This is a genomic window from Chryseobacterium sp., assembly GCF_022869225.1.
In the GTDB taxonomy this organism is placed as follows: domain Bacteria; phylum Bacteroidota; class Bacteroidia; order Flavobacteriales; family Weeksellaceae; genus Chryseobacterium.
In genome coordinates, this window is record NZ_JALIHL010000001.1 from 2,618,282 (window position 1) to 2,644,585 (window position 26,304).

The following is a 26,304-nucleotide window of genomic DNA, read 5'->3' on the forward strand; positions in this document are numbered from 1 at the left end:
CAAAGGGCAAAATTTTAATATATGATAAACAAAATTGATTATGATTAATAAAAATTTAACAAAGTCAAAAGTGTGGATTCCACCGGTTGCTGTATTTTTCTTAGGAATTGGCAGTGTAAGCGGGCAGAGTACTCAGGCTAAAAAAGATACACTCAAAGAGAAGGAGATTGATGAAGTAGTAGTGGTAGCCTATGGTAAAGCTAAAAGAACGAGTTATACCGGTTCAGTGGCGACGATTTCCAGTGACAAAATAAATAACAGACCTGTTACCAATATAACCAAAGCACTGGAAGGGCAGGTTGCGGGCGTACAAACGACAAGTGCTTCCGGGCAGCCGGGATCTACGGCTACTATTAGAATCAGAGGGATCGGATCTATCAGTGCTTCCAGTGATCCGCTCTATGTGGTAGACGGAATTCCTTTTGACGGAAATCTCAATTCCATCAGCCCTAACGATATTGAATCCATCAGCGTACTGAAAGATGCAACCGCAAGTGCTCTTTACGGTTCAAGAGGGGCAAACGGGATCATCATTATTACCACAAAATCCGGTAAAAAAGGAGAGGCAAGGATCAATTTTAATATGAGCCAGGGATTTTCCAGCAGAGCGGTAAAAGATTACGAGCAGGTGAATACGGATCAATACTTCCAGCTATATTGGGAAGCATTGAGAAACGGATACAGATCCAGCCAGGTCAATGCTCAGCAGGCTGCACAGATGGCAACCAATAACCTGGTGTCTGAACTTGGAATTAATCCTTATGGTCCCAATTATTCAAAACCGGTTGGGGTAGACGGAAAATTATTACCCGGAGCCACTCCTTTGTGGAATGATGACTGGAGGGATGTTTTGCAAAGAGTTGCTTCCCGAAACCAGGTAGATTTGGATATCAGTGGAGGAAGCGAGAAAAGCAACTACTTCTTTTCCTTAGGATATCTGGATGATAAAGGATTGGCCATTGAGTCTGGATTTAAAAAATACAGTACAAGATTAAAAATCAATTCTGAAGTAAAAAAATGGTTGAATGTAGGAGTGAATTTAAGCTATACCAACAGCGTTCAGCAGGCTCCGACTTCTTCAGATTCCAAGGCCAGTAATGTGATCCAGGCGGCAAGGGTAGTTCCTTCTTTTTATCCTTACTACGAAAGAAACCCTGATGGATCTTATGTATTGGATGCTGCCGGAAACAGAATCTATGATTTCGGAAAATACAGACCTACCAGTGCGCTTCAAAATCAAAATTTAGCAGCCACTTTACCACTGGATAAAAATGAAAATAAAGAAGATAACTTTTCCGGAAAAGGGTTCCTGGATTTTACTTTCCTTCCTGAATTAAAGTTCAGGTCAAGTTTCTCTGTGGATTTGGTAAACTATAACGGACATTATTATTCAAACCCGCTGATCGGTCAGGGAAGCGAGATTGGCGGATCTGTGACCAAGTCAAACAGCAGGACATTGTCTTATACCACCAGTAATATTTTGACTTTTGACAAAAAATTCGGAAAACATCATTTCAATGTTTTGGCAGGGCAGGAATTTTATAAATATGATTATCAAACCATTTCCGGGACCAGAAGCCAGTTTTCACTTCCGTACTATTATGAGCCGGATGCGGCTGCCCTATTGGGAAGTTTCAGCGGGAACAGTGATAAAGTCAGCTTATTAAGCTACCTTGGAAAAGTGGAATACGATTTTAACAGTACGTACTTCTTATCCGCATCAGGAAGAGCGGATGGTTCTTCAAGATTTTATAAAGACAACCGGTGGGGTAAATTCTGGTCTGTGGGTGGCTCATGGAAGATCTCCAATGAAGAATTTATTAAAAATTTAAATTTCTTTAACCAGTTGACCCTTCGTGCAAGTTATGGAGGCCAGGGAAATGATAAATTACTGCAGCCCAATAAACTTCCTCTTTATTATGCCTATCAGGAGCTTTATAAATTTTATAACAATCTAGGTGAGCCGGGAGCGGTGCTCGAAAAGGCAAGAACAAATGCATTGAAGTGGGAAACGAATCTTAATCTGAACGTAGGGCTGGAATTTGCAATTTTGAATAACAGAGTGAAAGGAAATATTGAATATTTTGAGCGGAAAAGCCAGGATCTTCTTTTTAATATGCCGGTTGCTCCGTCTTTGGGAATCAATGATTTTCCAGCCAATATCGGAACGATCAAGAATACAGGCTTTGAATTCTCCCTTTTCACAACACCGGTTAAGAATGATGATTTCCAATGGAATGTAGATATCAACCTGAGTACGCTGAATAATACAATTACAAAATTACCGAAAGGATCTATCCTTACCGGAACAAAACTCCTGCAGGTAGGCGGTTCGGTATATGATTTCTATATTCCGGAATGGGCAGGAGTAGATCCAAGCAACGGAAAACCGCTATGGAAAACCATCAGTACAGATGCGAATGGAAATACCGTAGAAGGAACTACTTCCGAATATGCAAAAGCGACAAGAACATTGCAGGGATCTGCACTGCCAAAGGTATCCGGAGGGATCAGCACAAGTATTGTGTATAAGAATTTTGACTTTTCAGGATTGCTGACCTTTAAGATCGGAGGAAAAATCCTCGATACGGATTATACCTCATTGATGCATAACGGAAGCTCGGGAGGCCGTGCATGGAGTACGGAAATATTGAACAGATGGACTCCTGAAAATCCTAATACCGACGTTCCTGCATTGAGTACCATTACCAATAACTGGACTTCCAATTCTTCAAGGTTTTTATATTCCGGAACCTATGCAAGACTTAAAAATGTAAGTATTGGATATACCCTTCCTTCAGATTATTTTGAAAAATTAGGCCTTAAAAAATTCAGAATTTATGTTCAGGCAGAAAACCTTCTGACTTTCTATAAACATAAAGGAATGGATCCTGAGCAGGCACTGGATGGAACTACCTATTACAGATATCCTGCGATGAGGACGATCACTTTTGGTCTTCAGGCTACTCTTTAACATATAAAATTGAAACAATGAAAAATTTAAAATATTTATCTTTTGCCTTCATCGCAGCATGGTCTCTTACAAGCTGTGAAAGTGAGCTCGCTACAGCTCCTACTGACCAGGCTAATGATTTAGAGGTTTTTAAAACTGCTGAAAGTGCTGAAACAGTAATTAACGGAACATGGGCGAGATTCAATGATGATGGGACCACCTATGCGAATATTGGATATTCTACCGTTCTTAGAGCCAGTGATGCGATGGGAAGCGATGTGGCAGTATTGACCAATAAGTACGGGTTTTCTTCTACGTATGCCTTTACTGAGATGGTCAACAACACAGCCAGCCGGCCGTTATTCATCTGGTCTATGCTGTATTCCACGATCAACAACATGAACAATGTTATTGCACGGATTGACGGGACTGATGGCAGCCAGGAAAAAAAGAACCAGGTAAAAGGGCAGGCAAAGGCTTTGCGTGCTTTCTGCTATCTGAACATAGCGAGCTTTTACCAGTTCAGCTACCTGAAGGATAAAACGGCCCTGACGGCTCCCATTTATACAGAACCCTCAACCATAAGCACAGCAGGAAAGAAGAGAGCCAGTCTGGAGGAGATTTATACATTGGTTAAAAGTGACCTCGTTGATGCAGACCACCTGTTAAAAGACTATACCAGAAATAATAAAGATAAGATCAACCGCTCCGTAGTGAACGGAATCTTGGCAAGAACCTACCTGAATACCGGGGAATGGAGTAAAGCCGCCGCTGCAGCGAAAGTGGCAAGAGAAGGGTATTCTTTGATGGCTCCTGAAAAGTATAAGGACGGTTTCAATGATATCAATAATGCAGAATGGATCTGGGGACATGGCCAGACTCAGGAACAATCGGGAGCAAGCTATGCTTTCCATTACCTGGATGTGTCATCTTCAGGAAGTTATTATTACAGTTTTATGGCTGACCCGTATTTTAAAGATCTGTTTGATTCCAATGATGTCAGGTCTCAGCTATTCTCATGGGACGGTCTTAAAGGCAGAGAAGGACTGCTGAGGTATGCTAAGTTTAAATTTAAAACAGGTCTTATTGCGGATATTGTATACATGAGGGCTGCAGAAATGTACCTGATCGAAGCTGAAGCAGAGGCCAGAAATGGAAACGTATCTCAGGCTGTAACGGTTTTAAACCAATTGAAATCGGCAAGAATGGCAAACGTCTATAGCGGGTCTCTGGCTCAGAGTGAGGTAGTGAAGGAAGTATTAATTGAAAGGAGAAAAGAACTTTTTGGAGAAGGATTCTCGCTTTCAGATATTATCAGAACACAGGGAACCGTAGTAAGAAAACGTTTTGTAGATGCTAACGGTCAACCTGTTAAAGTTCAGGTAACCACGCCGGACGGTACTGTGAAAACCGTTGATGGCAGGGGACATTCTGTTTTTGCATTCCCTGATCAGTCTGCTTTTGTTCCGAACAGCAGCTACTATCTGTTCAGCATTCCACAGAAAGAATTTGAAAATAACCCGAATTTATAGTCCATCGTTCAATAATTAGATTTGATTTTTTAGCCACTGCTTTTTGCGGTGGTTTTTTAATTTTAATAATTAAGTATGAATAATAAAAAACCACCCTTATTAAAGAGTGGTCTATGTTTTTTAATAGAATGGAAATTTTATACTTAAAAATTAAGTTAATCTATCTGCTATTAAGGAGTTTTATTATTTATTTCTTTAATAACCAGTGATTTGTAATGGTTGGATTCCATCCTTTAATTTTTCCTATCTTGACAGAATCTTCTTTTGAAAAAATATAACAATCAAAATACATAATGCTGTCCCCTTTTATCATATAGCATTGATTACTATTTGGGAGTTTTCGGAAATAAGATTGCTTTTTAATACTATTTAAAACAAAATCTGAATTTCTAATACTGATTCCGTCATCATTGGAATCCGTATGAATATTTAAATATACAGACCCTCCTTTTATACGAGAGATATCATATATCTTTCCTTTCATTTCCATGGGAAAATAATCGGATTTCATTTCATCAGTGAATGAATTTGAATTTAAATTATTATAAATTATAACAATAATAAACAATAATACGAAAACTAAGTATTTAATATTCTTTTTCATTTATTTATAAAAATTAGTATGTGTACGGCTCCATTGAAATCCACCTCCTAAACCTACAGAAACATTAACCCCAGACCAAGATCTTTTAGATAAATCAAACATTGATTTAAAGCCCGATTTATCAGCTTCATAATTTTTTGGTGACCAAAAGGAACTTGCTCCAACATTATTAATCTTTTTTACATCAGAAGAAACTGAAAATGAGTATCCAGTATAGTCGCTAGATTTTAAGTTAGCATCATCAAAATAATCTCCCAAGATACCATAAACACTATATTGTCCAGAAATACCAATATTTCCTCTTTCTGCGGTGAAGGTACTCCAGCTGCCTGCGTTTACACCATCAAGGAAAAATACGAACTCAATTGATTTTCCTCCTCCCATTGCGAAAGTAAAGTCACCACCAATACCAATTCCTACTACATCTATGTCTGGTAGAGCTTTATACATTTCGTTCAAATTTAACCCCTTTCCTATCGATTTATATGGAACTTTAATAGTTGCATTATATTTTTTTGTTGCATATTTAGCGATGACATTATCATCTTCATCAACAAATTTAATTCCATGAAAGGAGGTTTTATGCGCTAGAAAATTAAAAGCAGTTACCATTAGACCCTGTCCTGCGCCCATCCAGAAATTTCCACCTCCAAGTACAGAACCAACACCACCACTTACAGCTCCATTGAATAGAGCAAAACCATCACTTCTAAGTATATTATTTTCTCCTACATGTTTTACAGCCAGATCTAATAAATCATTAGATGCACTTGCAAAGGCTCCGCTTAAAGCTCCACTCCAGAAGTTTCCGCCTTGCATATAGGAAAGCGTTCCCTGGGTTATAGCATGTGCTCCAGCTCTTGCAATGATCAGGCTTGTTTGACTTAACGAATTTGCTATCTGGCCTCCTGCTCTAAAAAGCTCACCTACACCAAATGTTAAATAAGAGGTCATAGCAGCAAGAGTTACCGATTGATATAAACTTCCTATATTAACTGGCCTGTTCATAATATAATCACCGGTGATAGAGGTAACAATTGCGGCAGCAAATGCAACAAGCATAGCGGCAGGAAGTGCAATCTCACCATTGGGGTCATTAAACATTAATGGATTATTCATTACATATCCATATTTGTTATAACTCTGCGTATTGTATGCATCCTGAATATTTTCATCTGCATTTAAGAATCTCCTCAATAACGGATCATATAATCTTCCATTCATATGAATGATTCCAACTTCCATGAAATGTTCATGAGAAGTATAACCTCTTTCCAATAACAGTCCTCCGGTGTTTACAATTTCCTGTATTTTATTTACATCAGTTATGATTTGCCCGCTGCCAATCTGAAGATGAGTAAGGTTACCCCAAGCATCGAAGTGTCTTTGTTCCAGTTTGTTTCCGGCTTCATCGCTAATGGCTAAGATACTGCCTAAATAATCCTTATGCAAGAATTTATAGGAAGCTGATGTTTCATTATAATTCTTAACATAAATAATAGAGCTTTCGTAAGGAGATCCACCAATATAAAGAATATGTTTTTCTTTACCTGTGATATTGTCTTTTGTTACTTCGAAGCTTCCGTCTTCATTATAGAATTTGGTGAATTTTCCATTTCCGTCAGCATTAAAATTACCTCCGTAAGTAACCCTTTGTCTCATTGCAGTCAGTCCATATTGGAAGGTTATATCACCCTTCATTCCATCAATGAATACAGGATCATTGTTTTCATTATAAGTGATCGTTTGAATTAGGTCATTATTATAATTTTGTTCTCCTGCAGCATTTAAGGTCATCCCTGTTGGTTGGTAGATCTTAGTTGAATTTTCAAATTTGATTTTTCCTACCTGATTATTTTCTAAGATTCTTCCTTTTGCATCATAAGTATTCAGGATTGCATTTTGTGTTTTAGTTCCTGTCACTGGGTTGCTCCAATTGATCAGCCTATTGTTATCGTCATAGTCAAATGATTCTGGAATATAAAAATCTCCATCTGTACTTCTTGATTCCAGCTCATTTTTAATAGGATTAAAAGTGTATGAAAGTCTTAAGATATGTTGTTTAGCTGCTGATCCATGATTTACCTGACTTAAAGTACCATCGGGTTCATACGTTTGATTAATCTCAGCAGCTCCCAGTTGAGCCTTGATAACATGTCCTTTTGCATCTAAATTTTTAAGTTCCCATAAAATTTTCCCTGAGTTTTTATCCTTGATCTGATATAAATCTCCATTCCAGGCACTGTAAACATTTTCTATCTGGACTTTAGTTAATACTCCGGCAGAGAATAGCTGCTTTTCATAAGACGTAACCCTTAGCTTATCATCGTAAGTAATTCCTTTTTGAATAAAATATCTTTCATTACTGCTTTCAGATGATGATAAGATTCTACCTTGTGGATCATAAGTAATATTAGAACTGTACGGTTTTCCATTGGATGTTCCTGATTTTGAAACCAACCTTCCTTTGTCATCATATACAAACGATATTGTTTTATTGGTAGCCTGTCCGCCATCAGCAGTAGAAATTTCTTTCTGAGAGATTAATTGCCCCAGATTATTATAAATATATTCTTTTGTTCCTTTAGGACTGATAACTTTTTTAGGCTGTCCAAATCCATCATATTCATATTTATAAATTCCGTTGGAAGGATCGTTGAATTCTGACTTTCTTCCCCAGGTGTCATATTTAGTCGTAACAATATTTTCAGCATATTGAGCTTTGATTTGTTCACCTGCTGCATTGTAGGAGAAAACTATAGATCCTCCTGGATCAGTTGTGGATGTGGTATTTCCTAAAGCATCCGTAGTTTTGTAAGTAATCCTATGGTATCCATTGAGTTCCGTGGAGGTAGTTATAGTTCCTGAAACAAATGTTTCCACCTGTTTTCCGGAAAAAGAAGAAATTTGTCCCCAATTATTAAGCATTGCCAATGCTGTAGTTTTAACCTTGGCAGGATAGAATAAGTCATTATATTCTATAACATTCCATTGCCATGGACTTAACCCTTCACCATAAGGTTCGCTTTCAGCTTTTTTTCTTCCTAAGACGTCATATTGAGTATCTGTGGAAATATAATATCCTTGTTCAAGTGCTTTTATGCTTGTTCTGTACTCTTGTCCCCATTTGTTGGTGTATTTTTTTGAAATATTTCCGTCAGGGTCGTACTGGATTACTGTGGAATTATATTGTTGATCTTTTTTATATTCATTTGTGGTAGTTCCTCCTAAATTAGTTTTGGACTTTAAAACTTTTCCCCAACCATCATATTCATTTACTAAAGTATTTCCAAGAGGATCGGTTTGTTTTGTAACAAGTCCCCAATCATTGTAAATAATATTAGTTTGTAAACCTAGATTATCTGTTTTTTTAGTAACAAATCTTCCCTTGTCGTCATATTTATTACTTGAAGTTTGAGTTTGAGAATCCAGACTGTTGCTTACTGTTTTTTCTGTGATATTTCCAAACTCATCATAGTTATAGGAATCTAACAGGTATGCTGTATTATCTCTATTCCAGACTTTAAGAGTTTTTAAGAGGTTGTTTTCATAAGTATATTCTTCTTTGGTAGATTTAGTATCCCCATAGGCTTGATTAGTATCTGTTTTGCTTTTAGGTTTACCAATACTATAATTGCTTCCCGGAGTTGTATTGGGAGGATAGTACTCTAACTGAGTTGTCAAAATAGCATAGCCATCATTGATAGTTTTTACAGATTTTTTTGGAAAATATAGATTGTCATATTCTTCTACCTTATTAACGGTTTTAATATCATTCAGAAAATCTTTTGAAACAGTAATAGCTGGATTGATTGCCGTAACAATTTTAGGTTTATTAATAGGATCTACTGTATTTGTGACTACGCTACCATTTAAAAGCTTGTCAATTTTATAGTCATATTGCTTAAACGATAATAATTGATAATTATTCAGTGAAATATCATCCGGGAAAATTTTATTTTCATCGGTAGTTCTGATAGACCAGTCCTTATATGGTAACCCTTCGTTTAATGGATTAATTTCGGAACCATTCCATATTTTAGTATTTACAAATAGATCTGTGAAAAAAGTGGATCTTGCGGTTTGTCTAAAGCCTATTATCCCTCTTCCGTTAAGGTTTCCAATAAGATCCCTGTATCTGAATTCCTGCCTTCTTTCTCCCTGAGTAACTGTAGAGACTACATAGTAGTTGAAGTTTTGAATAATATTGGCGTATGGATAGAAAATAGGAGATGTATTGTAGTAAGATTTATATACATTTCCGTTTACTAAATTTGAATAATCAATTTGCGTTTTAATTCCACTTTGACTGATAGATTTTATTCTTGAAATAACATCTGTTTTTATGTCTAAGTTCCATGTAATTAATTTGGTTTTATGTAAAATAATAAACTCAGTGTTTAGTTTTGACAATCTAAAAGATCCAAACATAGGAACATAGTGCTCTCCATACATTGAATAATTGATGTCTTCATCTTCGATATTTCCAGTATCTGTAGCTTCCTTAGGATTTATATTATAATTAAAGGTGAAAATAGGTTTGCCTGTAGAATCTACGCCGGTATTTCTAAAATAATTAAACCCATAGCTTGAGTCGGGATTATTTACGCATGTTAGACAATCTCTAAACCACTTCTGTGATTCAAATACCAAAAAGTCACTTTTTCCATCTTTGTTTAAATCCGGTGCCCAGTAAGATCTTAAGCTGTTTCTGAATTTTCTTCCAGATCCTGTATATGAAGGTTTGTATAAGAAAAGATTAGAGTAGTAATAATTAACGAACCCCTTTCCTGAAGAAATATACATATTCCAATCAGAAGAATCTTCTGCTACAGGGACTAAAATGTCTGTTTTTCCATCACCATTATAATCTCCTATGATTGGAGGAAGACTGCCATTATATCCGCTATTTCCAGCCTGGATATCAGAATATATTTTCTCAAATTTAGAGTTTTGAACATTGAATGTTAAAAATGTTAAGATGCCGGGTAATCTGTGAAGTAGCTCGGTTTTCCCATCTCCATCAAGATCAATATTTATTGTGTTTTTATAATCAACATAAAAATTAGCATCGTCAATAAGAGAAAATATATTATTTTTAAAATCAACATAGAAATTCATATCCACACCTGTAGTTTCCGGCCATGTATAGCTGGAATTATAATCCTGACAGGTCCACATATGCTCATTTTTGACCATAAGAATTAGCTCAGATATACCATCACCATTGAAATCTACTTCTTTTGCATCTATTCTATTGGTGCTGCCGTCAAAATGACATCTAAGCTCATCTGGGTCCGCAGCTTCAAAAAGCTGAGGATAAGCGCTCAGGTCAACTTCTTTGATTGCTATATTGGCAAAAGCATTATTAACATATTTATAAAAGTAAATAATGCCTTTCTTTAAATTTCTATTTATGGTTCCTGTTATCAATACCTGATCGCTAAATGGTGTGTTAGCATCAGCATATGTTCCTATGGATAATGCTGTTCCACTGTAATTAACATTTACAAAGTTACCAGTCCCATCTAATCTTCCCAGCATCAAAGTTTTTTCATTAAGGAAATCCAATTTTCCATCTCCATTAAAATCTCCGGAAAGAACATTGTCACCCCTAATGTTATCAAATCTGGCATCTTGTCTGAAGAGGTTACTATTGACACCGGCTGGGTCAGACTCGTTTTCGAAAATTATAGGATTTGCCGGCTCATTATTAGAATTGTATTCAGTTATTTTATTGGCAAATAGATAATTTGTATTGTTATTGGCATACTCGATTTTATACTTTTTAAATTGGTTGCCATTTGAAGTTACTTTAATTTCTTTTAATAAGTTATTCTGTATAAGGCTTACTCCACTTACATAAGATTGTTCTCTTAAAGATCTATTGATATATGTAAACTCGATTGTGTTAAAATGAGGCTTATTTAAATTCTCATTTCCTCCCCATGCTATGCTGTGTATCGTAGTGACTCCATTTCCCTGCACATAATTATAAGAAATATAATTCCCTTGAATATCCTTCCATATATTAATGTTGTATTCAAGCGAAGTTCTTGCGTCCGCGTTAAGTCCATATAGGGCTTGAGAGCCATCTTCAAAAGTTACTTCAAAATAAAGAGGGCCGGTTTGTCCAGAATTTTGTCCGATTGATTTTATCTTAATATTAGAATATTTCTCTGTTACATATTCTGCTCCATCTTTGCCATATTCTCCAGATTTTAGAATCAATCTTTGTCCATTAAAGCTATAATAATCTGAATAATTTAATTGGATTCCCTTGGATTCTCCATCCTGTTCAATATTTTTTCCAATTCTCGAGATAGTTGTAATTCCTGAAATATTCCATCCATAACCAGCAATTCCGTTTCCAGAGCCACTAGTATACATTAGGTTAATCTGTGGAGCTACATTCTTAATGCCTGGAGGAAGAGCTATAGGCAATGTAAATTGTAATTGGCCAGCCTGATTGACTTCTACATTTCCTTTTGTATCATGAAATTTAATGTTGTCAGTCTCAATTATACCACTAGGGCTTGTACTTCCTGCGTTGGAATCAGTTGGTCCTCCTCCCGGATTTTCCGTAGCAGGACCAATCTTAGCAACAAAGGGATTCGATGAACTGGAAGAAGCACGGAATCCTGGAGCTAACACCACTGTTTGTGGATCCTGAACTGTGCGCGATGTGGTTTCTGCCTGATATAATATAGTCTGTGAAAATCCCAAAACTGAACATAAAGACAGTATAAATGATGAAAATAGTTGTATTTTCTTATCGTAAAGTTTCATGATTCTTATCGTTTGGTGATGTTTTTACTAAAAATTCTGCCGTCTTTTAGCGTAAAACGTACAACATATACTCCCCAATCATAACCAGTCATATTGATTTTAACCTGACGGTTTAAGCTTGGGATATTCTGCTGCTGAAATTTCCAGTGAACTGTACTGTGTTGATACAATGAAACAGATTCTATGAGTCCATCTACTTCCTCTGTCCAGTCTATGGTAAGGTAGTCATTGACAGGGACCGGGTACAGACGTATTTGTTTTAAGAATGCTTTTTCATCGATAACAGGAGATTGTTGGGCAACTGCGGCTATTTTTGTATTATTTTCTTTTGAAACAATTTCTTCGGCTTTTTTACCCGCAGCATCGATTCCTCTATATCTCTGGTTTCCAGCCTCATCATATTTGAAATAAACTTCGGTTTGGGAAAAACCTAAGAACCCTATCATCAGTGATGATAGCGATAATAATTTTCTTTTCATTTGTGATTATTTTTGTGTTGATAAGAGTTGTTGAACCTGTTGTTCCAGTTTTTCAATTTTGGCAGATTGAGCTTTTAAAACTTCATTTTCATTTTGAAGCTGTTTAAGCTGTTCTGCCTGTTGCTTTATTTGTTTATTTTGGTCAATCGAATAAAGAGTTAATTCTTCAATTTTCTCAAGAAGCTTGGAATTCATTTCGGCAACGTTAATTCCGTTTTCGAGTACTTCCTGGGTTGCTGGGATATTAGGCAAATGTCCTTTTTCAATAATATGTTTTTCAACATCCTCTAAAGATTTTAATTGGTAATCTTTTTTAAAGACATAATCTGCCCATACATTGGCTTTCACTTCAATTTCTTTAGCATGGATTTTACCATCGAATTTGGCAATTCCATTGTTGAGAAATTTGATCCATATCCCTCGGTAAGCATCCTGAAATCCTACGAAGGAATTACCGTCATTATTATTGTTTGGCTGAGCGATAATAATGTTATGAGTCTGTCCCAGATTTCTTAAAACCGTATCACCTGTCGTGCCTCCGTAGCAACCATTACATCCAGATTTGGCAATCTGAAATGTACCATATGAATTGGCAACTTCCATCATAACATCATCTTTATCATATATCCTTAATAAAGCAGCAGTATTTGTGTCAGGATCATTATTACCAATTTTTACTTTTCCTTCACTTGATTGTATTAGCAGTTTGCTCCAGTTTCCCCATTGAGTACTTGTAAATAAACCATTTCTATAAAAAATACCCCCATCATTAAAATTAAGCTGATGACGTTTGTTCCCTGAATTATCAAACCAAGGAGCAATTGTTAACATACCCGAATAGTTTCCTATTCCTGGAACCCCCACTGCATCTCTGGATTTAAATTCTGCCTTAACTATATTACTATAGGCAGAGGGTAAATCATTGATCGTTCTAGTATCGTGAACGGTTAGACCTGCTGCATTTTGTGCGAATGTTAATGATGACACTAACAGTGCAATCGAAAATAATTGTGTTTTCATATTATTTAGTAAAATTTTTTTTAGTAAAACTATAAATGGAATGCGACAAATAATGTCGTATTTAATGTTGTTTTTTTTGTTTTTGCAAATTTATTAAAAATTGTTGCTTAATATTAGTTAATTATGAGTGTGTTAATATTTTTTAATAAAAAATGTTTGTTTTTGTGTTGTTTTTAATGAATGGTTTGTTTTATTGTTATCTCTATTGTAATAATTTATCCAGATAGTGAATTTTTTAATAAAAAGTCAGTAAATCAAATAAGCTAAGACAAGAAAATATGTTTTTTCTGAGCAAGTTGTAGAGCAATAGACTTCATCTTTAGAAAAAAAACTTACCTTTGTCACAATGAATCTGTTAAGATGGATACTGGCAATTTATTTCATGGCGTTATCATTGATGCCATGTGAAGATATGTCCGGACCGTTAGATTCAGGGGAAAAGAAAATCTCATTAACGATCCACGGGGTACACTCTGTTGAAAAAGGGGACGTTTGTTCACCGCTTTGTGCCTGCAGCTGTTGTCAAATCACGGTTTCAGCATTTAAAATGGATCCGCTATTAGAAATTCCCGAGCAGATCCCTGCTTATTTTTCAAAGAAAATTCTATTCCAGAAGAATGGTTTTGCCTATCAGGTGTATGACCACGTCTGGCAGCCTCCTAAAATTTAATTTTTATTGATTCCTTAGAGAGTTCGCTTTCTAAGCATTACCTGAAACTTTGCAATACCATTGCAGAGGTTTTCATGATATTTTTGCTGCAGCTTTATAAGCTGTAAGTGCTTGTTTTTCAATAAAAATTAAATAAAAATCGTGTTAGATAAAATCATAAAATTCAGTATCAAAAATAAAGTCGTTATTGGGGTAATGACCTTACTGCTGATTATCTGGGGAATCTGGAGTGCTACCCGGCTGCCGATAGATGCGGTCCCGGATATTACCAATAATCAGGTGCAGATCATTACAGCATGTCCTACATTGGCGGGACAGGAAGTAGAGCAGTTGGTCACCTTTCCTATAGAGCAGAGTATAGCAAATGTTCCGGATATTCTTGAGACAAGAAGTATTTCAAGGTTTGGACTTTCTGTAATTACAGTAGTCTTCAAGGAAGAAGTCAATATATACTTTGCAAGACAGCTCATCAGTGAACAATTAAAAAATGCAGTTGAAGAAATCCCGAAAGGAATAGGAACTCCTGAGCTCGCACCGGTAAGCACCGGGCTTGGAGAAGTATATCAATACATTCTTCACCCTAAAAAGGGAAGCGAAAAGAAGTACAATCCCAAAGAACTCAGAACCATGCAGGACTGGATTGTCCGCAGACAGCTCAACGGAACTCCGGGAGTCGCAGAAATCAACAGCTTTGGAGGAGAATTGAAACAATATGAAGTAGCCATTGATCCTAACCGTTTAAAGGCAATGGGAACAAGTATTACTGAAATATTCACGGCACTTGAAAAGAACAATCAAAATACAGGAGGCGCCTATATTGATAAAAAGCCGAATGCCTATTTTATCAGGGGAATAGGCCTTGTAACTTCTCTGGAAGATATTAAAAATATAGCCGTTAAAAATGAAACGGGCAGCGTTCCGATCTTTATAAAAGATGTTGCCGATGTTCGTCTGGGAAGTGCTGTTCGTTACGGAGCTCTGACCTATGACGGAAAAGTGGATGCGGTAGGAGGTGTGGTGATGATGCTGAAAGGAGCCAACAGTAATGAAGTCGTCAACAATATCAAAGCTAAAATTCCCACCATTCAAAAATCTCTTCCGGACGATATTGTGATAGAACCGTTTCTGGATAGAACCGATCTGGTGGACAGAGCAATCAGTACCGTTGAAAAAAACCTGATTGAAGGAGCTTTAATTGTCATCTTCGTTCTTGTCATCTTTCTCGGAAATCTGAGAGCCGGTCTTATTGTGGCTTCGGCTATTCCGTTATCCCTGTTGTTTGCATTGGGAATGATGAACGTTTTTGGGGTAAGTGCCAACCTGATGAGTCTGGGAGCGATAGATTTCGGACTGATTGTAGATGGCGCTGTGATCATTGTAGAGGCAACACTGCATCATCTGGGAGTAAGGAAGTCTGTAAAGACATTAACACAGTCTGAAATGGACGAAGAAGTTTTCCTTTCAGCCTCTAAGATCAGAAGCAGTGCTGCATTCGGAGAAATCATCATCCTTATTGTCTACATTCCCATTCTTACCCTGGCTGGGGTGGAAGGTAAAATGTTTACTCCAATGGCAAAAACAGTAGGATTTGCCATTCTGGGCGCTTTGATCTTATCATTGACGTATATCCCGATGATGAGCGCATTATTTTTATCTAAAAAAATCTCCCACAAAGAAACTTTTTCAGATAAAATGATGAACCGTCTGCAGAAGATCTACCAGCCATTGCTTCAGAAGGCGATTAAAGTAAAGTATGCCATAGTTTCCGCTACCATATTGGTTTTGGTACTGGCTGCTTTCATTTTTAAAAATATGGGCGGTGAATTTATCCCCCAGCTGCAGGAAGGAGATTTTGCATTTCACTGTATACTTCCCCAGGGAAGCTCGCTGAGCCAGAGTATAGAAACATCGATGCAGGCTTCCAGGATTATTAAGAAGTTTGATGAGGTGAAAATGGTAGTGGGAAAGACAGGTTCTGCAGAAGTTCCTACAGATCCGATGCCGCCCGAGGCAACCGATATGATTGTCGTCCTGAAACCTCAAAGCGAATGGAAAACAAAAAAATCGTATAATGAGCTGGCAGACGAGATCAGCGGGAAATTAGAGACCATTCCCGGAGTTTTCTTTGAGAAAAACCAGCCTATACAGATGCGTTTCAATGAGCTGATGACCGGGATCAGACAGGATGTTGCTGTAAAGATTTTCGGGGAAAACCTGGATTCTCTGGCGGTATATGCAGATAAGGTTGGAAAAATAATTCAGACCGTTGACGGAGCTACCGCACCTCAGATTGAAAGAGTAAGCGGTCTTCCACAGATCAATGTCCAATATGACCGGACAAGAATAGCCAATTACGGATTGAATATTGAAGACGTAAATAATGCTGTAAGTACGGCCTTTGCAGGAAAAGCTGCCGGACAGGTTTTCGAAAACGAAAGGCGTTTTGATCTGGTAGTCCGTCTGGACAGTCTTCACAGAACCGATATTTCAGATGTTAATAACTTAATGATTACCTCAGCTACAGGAGCGCAGATCCCATTATCACAGGTCGCGAATATAAGCTATAAGCTGGGACCTGCGCAGATCAGCCGGGAGCAGGGAAAACGCAGAATTGTAATCGGGTTTAATGTAAAAGGGCGCGACGTAGAAAGCGTAGTGAAAGATATTCAGGCAAAATTGGATAAACAGGTGAAGCTGCCATCCGGCTATTACTTTACCTATGGCGGGCAGTTTGAAAATCTTCAGGAAGCCAGTAAACGCCTGATGATCGCGGTTCCGGTGTCGTTATTTCTTATTTTTATGTTGTTGTATTTTACCTTCCGTTCATTCAAACAGGCCGCTTTGATCTTTACAGCGATTCCGATGAGTGCTATTGGAGGAGTATTCGCTCTTCTGGTAAGAGATATGCCGTTCAGTATCAGTGCCGGGATTGGGTTTATTGCCCTGTTTGGAGTCGCTGTGCTGAATGGAATCGTTCTGATAGGAACTTTCAACCAGCTGGAAAAAGAAGGTGAAACAGACATTCTGAAAAGAGTATTTGAAGGAACAAAAACGAGGCTAAGACCTGTTTTAATGACAGCAACAGTAGCCTCATTAGGATTCTTGCCGATGGCGATTTCCACAGGGGCGGGAGCGGAAGTTCAGAAACCGTTGGCAACCGTAGTGATCGGTGGACTGATAACAGCAACCTTCCTTACTTTATTCGTGCTGCCGATGCTGTATATTATTTTTAATACCAAGATTTTGAAAAGAAAGAATAATACAGGAACATTGACTATCCTTCTTATGCTGGGATTCATGATGCTGGGACAGACTTTTAAGGCACAGTCCAGACCGATTTCTGTAGAACAGGCGGTAGAGATGGCGGTGGATAATAATTTAACCTTACAATCAAAAGATTTAAGCGTCAAATCAGCAGAAGCCCTGAGACCTACGGCTAAAGAACTGCCCAAATTAAGCTTTGAGGCTCAGCTTGGGCAGTACAACAGTCCCAAGTTTGACCAGTCTTTTGCCATTTCTCAGAGTATTCCTTTTCCCACGCTGTTCAAAGCAAGAAAAGACCTGATCAATGAGAATATCAAAAGTAAGAAGATTGACAAAGAGATCGCAGCGAATGAGCTGATAAGACAGGTCCGTACTTATTATTATCAGATCGAATACCTGCAGTACAACAAAGCACAGCTGGCGAGCCTGGATCAGGTGTATGAGGATTTTATCAGAATTGCAACGGTAAGATTTAAAGCCGGTGATATTAAAAAGATTGAAATCAATACGGCAGAAACCCAGAAAGGAGAGATCGATCTGCTGCTGAGACAGAATGAGGTGTTTTTGAGTAATGCGTATAAAAACTTGAAGACCCTTATGAATACCTCAGAAGAGTTTGAAGTTCCGTTTAATAAAAACTATGAACCTTTAAAAGCAGAAAATGTACTCGATAGCGCAGTAGTTGCCAACAATCCGACTGTAAAAGCTTTTTATCAGGAAATGGAAATTGCAGAAAAGAATAAAAAGGTTGAAAAGTCTCTCGGGCTTCCCGACTTTAGCTTAGGATATACCAATCAGTCTCTGATCGGCTTTCATACCATCAACGGACAGGAGAATTTTTATAACTCAGGGAAACGTTTTCAGTCGGCAACAGTAGGAGTGGCTATTCCTCTCACATTTGGGGCTACAAAAGCAAGAATCCAGGCGCTGGAATATGAAAAACAGGTGGCGGAAACGAATGCCAGAATGCAGCAGAAACAGCTGTCCACCCAGTTGGAGAATACGTTCAGCCAGTATCAGCAGGATGTACAGCAGTATGAATATTATGCAAATCAGGCTGTACCTAATGCAGAGAAAATTGTAAAAGCGGCCCAGTTAGGGTACAAAACAGGAGAGATCTCTTACGTAGAGTACCTTTTTGCTTTGCAAACGGCCACCAATATTCAGTTAAAATACCTGGAATCTATCCAGCAGGTGAATCAATCTGTAGTTACCATTAATTCTATCATTAATAAATAATATGAAATCGCTGTTAATAAAACGTTCTGCCAGACAAGTGAAATCGATGGCACACAGCATCAGACAAAATACATTTTTAATTATGAAACTCAAACATAATATCATCCCTCTTATCCTGATCTCAATGTTACTAACAAGCTGTGGAAAAAAAGAAGCTTCGGAAGAAAAAGCCCCTGAAAAAACAGAACAGAAAGAGCAGGCACATGAAGAAGCTCCACAAACAATAGCTTCACTCACGGAAGAACAGATGAAATCCGTAGGAGTTGCTCTGGGAACAGTAGAAATGAAAGAGCTGACATCAACGATAAAAGCAAACGGCCTATTAAGTGTTCCCAACAGTAATAAAGCAACGATTACTTCTCTGTATGGCGGGATAATTAAAACATTAAACATTCAGGTGGGAAGCATTGTGAAAAAAGGACAGGTGATTGCCACGATTGCCAACCCGGAATACATCCAGCTTCAGGAAGATTACCTGACGACCAACAGCAGGATTACCTATGCAGAGCAGGAGTACAGAAGACAAAGAGAGCTTTTTGATAACGATGCAGGAGCAAAAAAGAACCTCCAGAGCGCCGATGCTGAGCTGAAAACGTTAAGAACCAAAAGAGCCTCGCTCCTAAAGCAGCTTCAGATGATGGGGATAAGCCCCGGGAATGTAAGCAATGGAAATATGAAGTCAGGGTTAGTGATCACATCTCCGATCAGCGGAACGATCAGCAGTATAACGGCACAGATAGGAAGTTATGTGGATATTTCTTCTCCTGTTGCCACTGTAATTGATAACGGTTCTATTCATCTGGATCTGCAGGTCTTCGAAAGAGACCTTCCGAAGATGAGAGTGGGGCAGATCGTTCACTTTAAACTGACCAATAATCCTGAAACGGAATATGACGCCAGGATTTACAGCATAGGATCTTCTTTTGAAAATGAAAGTAAAACCATTTCCATGCACTGCGAAGTGATCGGCAACAAATCCGGACTGATCGACGGAATGAATATTACCGGAATAGTGAGTCTCGATAAAAGCACTACTCCGGCTGTTCCTACTGAAGCGATTGTGGAAGCGGACGGTAAATACTATGTTTTTATTCAGACTGATAAAAAAGAGGCGGAAGAACATGATGAAAAAGGTAAACCCCATCCTAAAACCTTGAATTTTGAAAAAATAGAAGTTGTGAAAGGAACATCCGATATGGGATATACGGCAATTACATCCGTAGGAGAAATTCCTGCTAATGCAAAAATTGTAGTGAAAGGAGCCTTTTTTGTCAATGCTAAATTAGTGAATTCCGGAGAGCACGAACATTAATGAAAGCAGCCGGAATCAGGTAAATATCGTTTTTTATGCTTATATTAGAACTGTTTAGAGAATAGTTTTTATAGAAGTATAAAAATCGACTGAAGGAAAAGATAACATTTCTTATCCGATTTAATAAATGATACATTATGTTATTAAATAAAAAAATATCAGTCTGGTATTTCATCCATGAAATAAAATCTCAGATTCTTTTCATTGGAATATTCGCTGCGGCTATTGGCCTTTTGGATATGCTGCCATGGTTCAAGAAGATTTCACTTCCGCTGAATATTCCTGCCCTTTTAGGAACGGCTGTATCATTATTGCTGGCTTTCCGGACCTCCCAGTCATACGAGAGGTGGTGGGAGGCACGAACGGTGTGGGGAGCTATCGTCAATGATTCAAGGACGTTGGTAAGGCTGGTTATCCAGTTTATGCCTGCGGGAGAAGATAAAGCGGTCAAAGATTTTGCTGAACGGCAGATCATCTGGACCTATGCACTGGGAGAGTCTCTAAGAAAGCGGCCCTTTTCTGAAAAAGTACAACAGTACCTCGATAAGAATCACATCCATGGAATGAATATTCCCAATGCACTTTTGGATGCCCATTCCAAACAATTGAGAGAAATTACGATGGGCAGAGGCTTAACGGATTTTCAGCAAATGCAGCTGAATGATATCATTACAAGGCTTTGTGACAGTATGGGAAAATGTGAAAGACTGAAAAATACTGTTTTTCCGAGATCTTACAGCATTTTAGTCCATATTCTCATCTATGTATTTGCTGCCATACTTCCATTTGGTCTGGACGATTCGCAGCTGGTGGTGGAAATCGCGGTTACTTTTCTGATTCCGGTTATGTTTATTGCAATTGAAAAGACATCCATCATTATGCAGGACCCTTTTGAAAACGGGCCGGTGGATACACCGATGACTTCTCTGGCCCAAACCATAGAGATCAATATCAGACAAATGATTGGCGAAGAGAATGTTCCGTTAAAAAAAGAAAATACATCCTATTATGAAATGTAATTAAATCATAGATGCGATATGGAAAACACACCAATACCAGTACAAACACCGTCTGCGGCAAGCAGGCATAAAAAGAGTCTCCTGGTTGTATTATGCCTGAGCGGTACCTATCTCATCGCTGAGGTTATCGGAGGAATTATTACCAATAGCCTTGCACTATTGGCAGATGCAGCCCATATGCTGACAGATGTGGTGGGATTGCTTTTAGCATTTATAGCCATTAAAATAGGAGAAAGAAAGGCAGACCTTTCAAGGACCTATGGATATTACCGGACTGAAATATTGGCAGCGGTAGTGAATGCGGTAGTTTTATTGGGAATTTCAATCTATGTATTGATTGAAGCTTATCAGCGTTTTCAAAACCCTCCGGAAGTACAAAGCAAATCGATGCTTATCGTAGCAGGAATCGGATTAGTGGTCAATATTATCGGAATGATGATTCTGCGGAAAGATTCGGAAGGCAGTTTAAATATGAAAGGGGCTTACTTTGAAGTCCTTTCAGATATGCTTACTTCTGTAGGCGTTATGATGGCCGGAGTTATTATGTTGACTACAGGATGGTACTATGCTGATCCATTAATTTCTGCCGCGATCGGACTGTTGATCTTCCCCAGAACATGGAAGCTGTTGAAAGAAGCGATCAATGTTTTACTGGAAGGAACTCCAAAAGATGTAGATATTCATGAATTGCGTCAATCGCTGGAGCAGACTCCGGGAGTAAAGAACGTGCATGATCTTCATGTATGGTCTCTTACATCAAGTGTAAATGCGATGAGCGCCCATATTGTCAAAGAAGGAGAAGCTTCTCAAAATCTACTGTTGAGAGCATTACAGGAAAAGACCGTTAAAAATTTTAAAATAAGTCATACTACTTTTCAGATAGAGGAAGAGGGATACGAAGAAGATGAAGTCCATCTGTAATATTTAAATTGCTGAACATGAAAAAGGATATAGAAAATAAGCTTATTGACAAAAATACCAAGCCTACCAGTATGAGGATTCTGGTCTATGATTTTTTAAGCTCACAGGAAGCGGCATTGTCTCTTTCTGAAATAGAAAATCATTTTGATAATGCCGACAGGATCACCATTTACAGAACCTTAAAAACTTTTGAAGAAAAAGGGATCGTTCATAGTATTCAGGAAAATACAACCACGAAATATAAACTATGTGAAGATGGCTGTGATGAAAAAACACATAAAGACTGGCACCTGCATTTCTATTGTAAAATATGCAAACAGACCACCTGTAAAGAAGATATTTCGTTTCCGGAAAATAGACAGACCCATTTCAGAATTGATGAAATAAGGCTGTTTGCGAAAGGAATCTGTGAAAATTGTCTTGAAAGTTTGCAATAGCATTGCATCAGTCTCACTCTTAAATTTGTATAAAAATATCATGTATGGAAAAGTGCTGTAGTACAACCCCGGAAAAACCAGAAACAAAAAAACATAATCATTCAGAAGGAGACGGACATGACCATGACGGTCATGACCATTCTCATGATTCCGGTGATCAGAGCGTCTTCCAGATGTTTCTTCCGGCAGTCATATCCTTTGTCCTGTTATTGGCAGGAATCGCTTTTGACAACTATATACAACCAACATGGTTTACCGGCTGGATCCGTTTAGTATGGTTTTTAGTGGCTTATATTCCTGTAGGCTTCCCCGTATTGAAGGATGCTTACAAAAGCATTATCAATGGAGATGTCTTCTCCGAGTTTTTCCTGATGGGAATTGCAACCATTGGAGCCTTTGCTATTGGAGAATATCCGGAAGGAGTTGCTGTCATGCTGTTCTATGCCGTAGGAGAAGTGTTCCAGTCTATGGCGGTCACCAGAGCCAAAGGAAATATAAAAGCCTTATTGGATCAGCGCCCGGATGAGGTAACGGTGGTGGAGAATAATCAGCCTAAAACCATGAAGGCAAAAGAAACGAAAGTAGGAGATGTTATTCAGCTGAAGCCGGGGGAAAAACTGGCTTTGGATGGGGAGCTGCTTTCTGATTCCGCTTCATTCAATACGGCTGCTTTGACAGGTGAAAGTAAACCGGATACCAAAAATAAAGGCGAAGCCGTACTGGCAGGGATGATCAATATGAACAGTATTGCGCTGGTAAAGGTGACGACAGCTTATGAAGACAGTAAGCTGAGCAAAATATTGGAACTTGTTCAGAATGCGACCGCTCAAAAGGCTCCTACAGAATTATTCATCAGAAAATTTGCCAAAGTATACACTCCGATCGTTGTCTTTCTTGCCATAGGAATCTGTTTACTGCCTTATTTCTTTGTCAGTGATTATCTGTTCCGAGATTGGCTGTACAGAGCATTGATTTTCCTTGTGATTTCATGTCCCTGTGCATTGGTAATTTCTATTCCGTTGGGATATTTTGGAGGAATAGGAGCCGCCAGCCGAAACGGGATTTTGTTTAAAGGAAGTAATTTTCTTGACAGTATTGCCGAAATTCAGAATGTGGTGATGGACAAAACCGGTACCATGACGGAAGGTGTTTTCAAAGTTCAGGAAGTAAGCATTACCTCTGAATTTAACAAAGATGAAATCCTTCAGCTTGTCAATGCACTGGAAAGTAAAAGTACACACCCGGTTGCTACTGCCATCCATCATTATGCAGGAGATATCAACCATTCTATCCCATTGGAAAATGTAGAAGAAATTGCCGGACACGGGCTGAAAGCGACAGTCAATGGAAAGGAGCTTCTTGTCGGGAATTTCAAATTGATGGATAAGTTCAAGATCAGCTATGATATCAACCACGCCCATATTGTGTACACCATTATTGCTATAGCCTATGATAAAAAGTTTGCAGGGTATATTACCATTGCAGACAGTATCAAAGAAGATGCAAAAGAAACGGTGGATAACCTTCATAAAATGAATGTAAAAGCCACTATGCTGAGCGGAGATAAGAGTACCGTTGTAAAATATGTAGCGGAACAGCTTGGTATCGACAATGCGTACGGGGATCTGCTGCCGGAAGATAAGGTTAACAAAGTCAAAGAAATTAAAGCCAAAAATCAAACTGTAGCTTTCGTAGGAGATGGAGTGAATGACGCTCCGGTAGTGGCTCTTAGTGATGTAGGAATTGCTATGGGAGGGTTAGGAAGCGACGCGACCATTGAAACGGCTGATGTCGTGATCCAGGATGATAAGCCAAGTAAAATTCCAATGGCGATCAACATCGGGAAACAGACGAAAAAGATCGTTTGGCAGAACATCATCCTTGCCTTCGCGGTAAAAGCAGTTGTTCTTATCTTAGGAGCCGGAGGGTTGGCTACCATGTGGGAAGCTGTTTTTGCAGATGTGGGAGTAGCATTGCTGGCTATTTTAAATGCAGTGAGAATTCAAAGAATGAAATTTTAAAAAACAAATAATAAACACAACTAAATTATATTCAATAAAGGCTCTGCTGAATTTTAGCGGGGCTTTTTTTAATTATACATCATATTTTTAATTAACAGAAAATAATTTTATCGGAGATAAAATCCTCGCGCCTTACTAAAGCATAGCGTTAAAAATACCTTTTGCACCCTTGTGATTTCCAGCAAAACAAAACTCTTTAAGAAAACAAAAAAGCTCTGCTAAAAAACATCAGCAGAGCTTTTATCAACAAGATTAAATTGTATATAAAGAACTAAATTTTTGTTTAGGTCTAAAGTTTTACTCAAAGTTCGGGATAATATTACACCGGTGACAGGCACAGTTTTGTAATTTTTATGGGTAACAGTATCCAAATGGTATTTAATGTTATCGAAGATAAAATCTTTACGCCTGATCAAGTAGATACTGAAAATATACTTGCGCCGTTGCGTATTCCAAAAAATAAACGCTGTAAAAATCATATGTAAGAAAAGAAATGATCAATGACATTCATCATAAATCTATTATAAAACAATTTTGAAATAGTATATTTGTAACACAGAACAAAACCGTTGAAGTTTTTGATTTCCATATTCATCATTTTTACCGTTGCAATACGCCCCGTTTTGCCATTGGTAAATTATGCTGTGAACTATGACTATATCGTGAAGAACCTTTGCGAGAACAGGAATGTGCCACAGTCAACCTGTAAAGGTAAGTGCTATGTGGAAAAAGAACTGGCAAAAACAGAGAAACAGTCTAACAGTACTCAAACCATAAAGATGACCGGACTGGATGTTTTTCTTTCCCATGATATCTTTTCTTTTTCCGGGAAAAAAGGAGTTGAGTTTTCAGTTTCCGTCCCGGAACCAGACTATTTTAATTTTCATACCTCAGACTATTTTTCCAGGATATTCCATCCTCCTTTGGTTTAAATTTATTTAAACTAATTTTTTAGTTTTTGCTTCAAGAGAATCTGGTGTTTATTGTTAAGTATTATATGGTACTATAACAAGCTTAAAAAATGATCAGTTTCATTGAAAGCCGGCTATTCTATTTTATATTATCATTAATTTCAATTTATACCTAAATGAAATCTCCGATTATTTTGTCAACTTTGTTGTCAATCTCTCTATTGTCGTGTGCGAAAGAAACACCTCAGGTAAAACATAAAAGCAGTATGACTTCTTCCAAAGAAAATATGAAAAATATACAGGTAGTGAACGAAGAGGATCCGATCTGCCATATGAAGACTGCAGGGTTCCTTAAAGATACAGCGGTGTACAACAATAAAACGTATGGTTTTTGCAGTACCTACTGCAAAGATGAATTTAAAAAAAGCCCTGAAAAATATGCCCAGAAATAATAAGCCCAATCATAAGAGTAAAATTATTATCCCGATCGTGGTGATTGCTTTACTGTTCCTGGGAATAGGCGTAGGAATGGGATACTTTAAAAAGAATCTTTATACTGTTATGAAGGTTCCTGATTTTGAACTGACCGATCAGAACGGCAAAAAAATCACCAATAAAGATATGCTGGGAAAAGTATATCTTGTAGAGTTCTTCTTCAGTAAATGTCCTACGATCTGCCCCGTAATGAATACCAATATGAAAGCCATTCAAAATCAGATCAATGATCCTGGTTTTGGTATGGTCTCCATCAGTATTGATCCTGAAAATGATACTCCCCAAGCTTTAAAAGAGCATGCCAAAAGAATAGGTGCGAAATCTCCCAACTGGCATTTTTTGACAGGAGACAGAACCTATATTGGAAAGCTTGCAGATCAATTCAATATTTATGTAGGGGATCAGGAAAATGAAGGTGAAAGTCTTAATCACAGTGGGATGATTGCATTGGTGGATCAGGAAGGAAATATCCGCTGCAGATATAATAAAGACCATATGCCGATTCTGTATTATTCAGGATTGAATTATGAAGATCCGGAAGGGAAAACCCCGAAACTGACCGGAAAATACCATCCTGACAGAGAAATTCTGATGGAGGATATTAAGAAATTATTGAAATAAGAAAGAGGGAAGCTGGG

At 37.9% G+C, this 26,304-nt stretch carries 16 protein-coding genes; 12 read left to right on the forward strand and 4 right to left on the reverse strand.

Going from position 1 to position 26,304, the window contains the following annotated elements:
* The first annotated feature begins 40 nt into the window (after positions 1-40).
* Both MUW56_RS12200 and MUW56_RS12205 read left to right on the forward strand, forming a co-directional pair.
* Complete coding sequence (locus MUW56_RS12200) at positions 41-2,974, forward strand: TonB-dependent receptor (protein WP_292013459.1); 2,934 nt, start codon at positions 41-43, stop codon at positions 2,972-2,974.
* 17 nt (positions 2,975-2,991) lie between these two features.
* Positions 2,992-4,485: a RagB/SusD family nutrient uptake outer membrane protein gene (locus tag MUW56_RS12205; RefSeq protein WP_292013460.1), complete on the forward strand. Its 1,494-nt coding sequence runs from the start codon at positions 2,992-2,994 to the stop codon at positions 4,483-4,485.
* Positions 4,486-4,672: 187 nt separating this feature from the next.
* On the opposite strand, the gene MUW56_RS12210 is transcribed toward MUW56_RS12205, so the two are convergent.
* From MUW56_RS12210 to MUW56_RS12225, 4 genes are read right to left on the reverse strand one after another with little or no spacing between them, the layout of a single operon-like run.
* Positions 4,673-5,089 (reverse strand): hypothetical protein, encoded by a 417-nt coding sequence (locus tag MUW56_RS12210; protein WP_292013461.1) that lies wholly within the window; start codon positions 5,087-5,089, stop codon positions 4,673-4,675.
* Positions 5,090-11,878 (reverse strand): RHS repeat-associated core domain-containing protein, encoded by a 6,789-nt coding sequence (locus tag MUW56_RS12215; protein ID WP_292013462.1) that lies wholly within the window; start codon positions 11,876-11,878, stop codon positions 5,090-5,092. It lies immediately after the preceding gene.
* Positions 11,879-11,883: 5 nt separating this feature from the next.
* Positions 11,884-12,357: a hypothetical protein gene (locus MUW56_RS12220; protein ID WP_292013463.1), complete on the reverse strand. Its 474-nt coding sequence runs from the start codon at positions 12,355-12,357 to the stop codon at positions 11,884-11,886.
* 6 nt (positions 12,358-12,363) lie between these two features.
* Complete coding sequence (locus MUW56_RS12225; RefSeq protein WP_292013464.1) at positions 12,364-13,377, reverse strand: cell wall anchor protein; 1,014 nt, start codon at positions 13,375-13,377, stop codon at positions 12,364-12,366.
* A 346-nt stretch (positions 13,378-13,723) separates the two neighbouring features.
* On the opposite strand from MUW56_RS12225, the gene MUW56_RS12230 reads away from it, so the two are divergent.
* The 10 genes from MUW56_RS12230 (at position 13,724) to MUW56_RS12275 (ending at position 26,287) form a co-directional block, all read left to right on the forward strand.
* Positions 13,724-14,047 carry a DUF6660 family protein gene (locus MUW56_RS12230; RefSeq protein WP_292013465.1) on the forward strand — a complete coding sequence of 108 codons (324 nt, stop codon included), beginning with the start codon at positions 13,724-13,726 and terminating at the stop codon, positions 14,045-14,047.
* Between the two features lie 141 nt (positions 14,048-14,188).
* Positions 14,189-18,550 carry a CusA/CzcA family heavy metal efflux RND transporter gene (locus tag MUW56_RS12235; RefSeq protein WP_292013466.1) on the forward strand — a complete coding sequence of 1,454 codons (4,362 nt, stop codon included), beginning with the start codon at positions 14,189-14,191 and terminating at the stop codon, positions 18,548-18,550.
* Between the two features lie 82 nt (positions 18,551-18,632).
* Positions 18,633-19,862 (forward strand): efflux RND transporter periplasmic adaptor subunit, encoded by a 1,230-nt coding sequence (locus tag MUW56_RS12240; protein ID WP_292013467.1) that lies wholly within the window; start codon positions 18,633-18,635, stop codon positions 19,860-19,862.
* Positions 19,863-19,999: 137 nt separating this feature from the next.
* A complete protein-coding gene (locus tag MUW56_RS12245; RefSeq protein WP_292013468.1) occupies positions 20,000-20,881 on the forward strand; it encodes a bestrophin family protein in 882 nt (293 codons plus the stop codon).
* 18 nt (positions 20,882-20,899) lie between these two features.
* Positions 20,900-21,802: a cation diffusion facilitator family transporter gene (locus MUW56_RS12250; protein WP_292013469.1), complete on the forward strand. Its 903-nt coding sequence runs from the start codon at positions 20,900-20,902 to the stop codon at positions 21,800-21,802.
* Positions 21,803-21,819: 17 nt separating this feature from the next.
* On the forward strand, positions 21,820-22,239 hold the full coding sequence (locus MUW56_RS12255; RefSeq protein WP_292013470.1) for a Fur family transcriptional regulator: 420 nt from the start codon (positions 21,820-21,822) through the stop codon (positions 22,237-22,239).
* A gap of 44 nt (positions 22,240-22,283) precedes the next feature.
* Complete coding sequence (locus MUW56_RS12260) at positions 22,284-24,260, forward strand: heavy metal translocating P-type ATPase (protein WP_292013471.1); 1,977 nt, start codon at positions 22,284-22,286, stop codon at positions 24,258-24,260.
* 578 nt (positions 24,261-24,838) lie between these two features.
* Positions 24,839-25,192 (forward strand): hypothetical protein, encoded by a 354-nt coding sequence (locus tag MUW56_RS12265; protein ID WP_292013472.1) that lies wholly within the window; start codon positions 24,839-24,841, stop codon positions 25,190-25,192.
* Between the two features lie 155 nt (positions 25,193-25,347).
* Positions 25,348-25,623: a YHS domain-containing protein gene (locus MUW56_RS12270; RefSeq protein WP_292013473.1), complete on the forward strand. Its 276-nt coding sequence runs from the start codon at positions 25,348-25,350 to the stop codon at positions 25,621-25,623.
* Positions 25,610-26,287, forward strand: a complete 678-nt coding sequence (locus tag MUW56_RS12275) for an SCO family protein (RefSeq protein WP_292013474.1) — start codon at positions 25,610-25,612, stop codon at positions 26,285-26,287. The genes MUW56_RS12270 and MUW56_RS12275 overlap by 14 nt, the downstream gene beginning before the upstream one ends.
* Positions 26,288-26,304: the final 17 nt, after the last annotated feature.